This window comes from Mycobacterium sp. E136 (assembly GCF_001666865.1).
In the GTDB taxonomy this organism is placed as follows: Bacteria; Actinomycetota; Actinomycetes; order Mycobacteriales; family Mycobacteriaceae; genus Mycobacterium.
Map to the genome: position 1 here is coordinate 1 of NZ_LZJE01000155.1, position 2,617 is coordinate 2,617.

Genomic DNA, 2,617 nt, shown 5'->3' on the forward strand with positions numbered 1-2,617 from the left:
GGGCGCTTGGCCGGTGGGCGCGCTTGCACCGGCGGCAGTCGGAGTTTGAGCGGGCGGCGGTGGCGACGGCGGTGTGTCGGCGATCGCGGCGAGGCTGGAAGGCTGTACGGCTGGGGCGGCGGCTGCGGGCACCGACTGCGGTGGTGGAATCGGTGCTTGTGCAACAGCTTTGGCGGCTGACTCTGCCATGGTGCGTTGGAGATCGGCCAGCTGTGCCTGCGCCGGCACTGTGGCTGCAGGGTTGACGGTGCTAGGCGTGCTGGGTGCGGGTGGCGTTGACGGAGCTGATGGTGTGGGCGAGCCGCCGCTCGACATGGGCCTGACCGGAGCACTTATGCGCGGAGGTGCGGGAGTTCCTGGCGCGCCGGGGATTCCGGGCATCGCGGGTGATGGCCGCGTGTCTAGAACCGGTGGTTGTCCGACGACATCCTCGCCACCTATCCTCCCCAGATCAGAGGTCACTCGCCCAGGTGCATTAACCGGTGGAAAACCGGGCGCGGGATCATCTACCGCCTCACTTCCGCCGACCTCACTCATACCGCTATTAGCTGGCAACGGCGCACCGGGCGCCGTTGGGATTCCGGGAGGCGGGCTCTGAACAAGGTCATCACCACCGACGCCAGAGATGCGACCTGCGGGGCTGACGGTCGGCCCGCCGTCGGACCCTGCTCCGTGGAAGAAGGATACGTCCGCTGGTTTCCCTGCGTCCGCTGAGAGAGGCGTCCTCACCGTCGAGATCTCGGACGCAGCTGTTGTGACGAGCGATGCGTTCTCTTGACGGACAGCGGCTATTCCCTCTGCAAGTGCGGACTGCTTCGCACCCTCGGGTATGTCGGGGTTGGACTCGATCCAGGCAAGGATTGCGTTGGCTATCTCGACGTTGCTCGTAATCTGAGTTTTCGTTGAAATGATCGTTTCAGCGCTCTTGTGAAGAAAATTTGCGGCGGCATCGAGGTTTCGCTTCACGTCTTCAAGATCGAGGATTCGCTCAGCGAGAGCTGCGCTAGCCGTGCTCGCTGCGATTCCAGACCAGAGCCCGACGCCGCCAAATACTTTCGCCTGTTCCTGCTTCACCAGATCATATTTGGCATCAACGGATTTCGATGCACCTTCGAACGTGCCTGCGGACAGACGTAGGGCGTCTTCGTCCGCTTCGGGCCACGCTGGCGGCGCAGTCAAGCCGTATGGGTCAGGAGGCCTGCGAATACCCACCGGTTAGTCCCCAACAGCCTTGCACGCATCAAATATCAGGTTAGTAAGGTCGACAGCCACCGCCGAAAGGTACGAGTCAGCGGGGCTGTAATTCGGTAGTGCCTGGGCAAAAGCGCGGCGGTACTGGGCGGCCAAGACAGCAAAATCCTGCAGGACTCCGTTCGCGCTCTGGCGGCCCAGTCTTTCAACATCTTCCGCAAAGTTTTCTATGACAGGGATGAGCGCTTCCGCAGAAGATCGCTGCTCCGGCGTCCACTGTGTTGCGGGCTTGTTTGCATCAACGGTGGCCCAAGACTGGGTATCCGCTTTAAAGCGTATGAGAAGGGGCTCCCACTGCGGGCATGTCTTATCAGGTACGGATAAGAAAGGCCTTGCGTTGTTGGGATCCTGCAGTGGCGGTAACTGCAATGGGGGAGCGACGGACGGGACTGACGAAGACCAGGTCTGCGCAGACCCATAGGCGATGGTGGCGCAGATATTCCCAATTGATGATGACGCGTCGGCCGCGACGGTAGCCAAGTAGTTGGCGGGCGGAGAGTAGGTGGGTATTGCCTCGTTATACGCCCGCGCATAGGCGATGAACTGATCGAACAGTAGACGCATAGCTCTGTGCGGGGTCATGCGAACCAAGCGCTCCGTCTGGTCGGCGGCATCTAGCATCGCTCGTCCGACAGCGACGTATTGCGCCCGTTGTTCAGGTGACCAATCCGAAGCGCGGATAGATCGGTCGATTCTCTCCCATCCGTTTCGTTGGGCTTTTGCCAGTCCTTCATTGATCGGCGTCCATGCGGCGCACGTAGGGTCTTCCGTGATGATGTTGACCGGACCTGTGTCGTCGGCGCTTGCTAGACCGTAAGTCTCACCCGACGGGCCCGGATCGCGTTCGTCGCCGCGATCGGAGGTAACCGAAATCGTCACTGCCGCAGTGACTCCGATGACGGCGAGCAGGGCGATGCCGCCAAGCGCCCACTTCCACGCGTTACCGCGCTTCTTTGGCGGCGGGCCCGGCTGCCACTGCTGCGGCCACGGCGGCTGCTGCTGCGGCGGCCCGTACGGTCCCGGATAGCCCTGCGGCGGAACCGAATTCCCGGGTGGCGGACCTTCAGGCGGTGGCGGAAAGCTCACAAGGCCGTCCCCGGTTCCTCCTCGACGGAAGACCGGGACTCGGACGGCGAAACCCCAGGTACTGTTTCAACATTCGAGTTTCCAGGTGCTGCTGCCGGTTCCGCCTGCAACTCTCCGGCCCGTTCGGGCGCGTCCGCGCCCGCCACCCCCATCAGCTGCCCGCCCTGCTGGACCGCCTGCTGCACGCCTTGCGTCATCGACTGCGGAACTGAACCCGCCATCCCGGCCGCTTGCGTCGTCGCCTGAACAGCCTGCTGCGCCATCGGCATCATCGCGCCCA

At 63.0% G+C, this 2,617-nt stretch carries 2 protein-coding genes and 1 pseudogene; all 3 read right to left on the reverse strand.

Annotated features, from left to right (window positions below):
- The coding region (locus A5698_RS29965; RefSeq protein ID WP_502688903.1) for a WXG100-like domain-containing protein at positions 1 to 1,212 on the reverse strand (1,212 nt) is incomplete at its 3' end.
- A gap of 3 nt (positions 1,213 to 1,215) precedes the next feature.
- On the reverse strand, positions 1,216 to 2,130 hold the full coding sequence (locus A5698_RS10145; protein ID WP_231967369.1) for an ESX-1 system-associated protein: 915 nt from the start codon (positions 2,128 to 2,130) through the stop codon (positions 1,216 to 1,218).
- 203 nt (positions 2,131 to 2,333) lie between these two features.
- Positions 2,334 to 2,617 (reverse strand): annotated as a pseudogene (locus tag A5698_RS29390) (hypothetical protein); the annotation flags it as partial.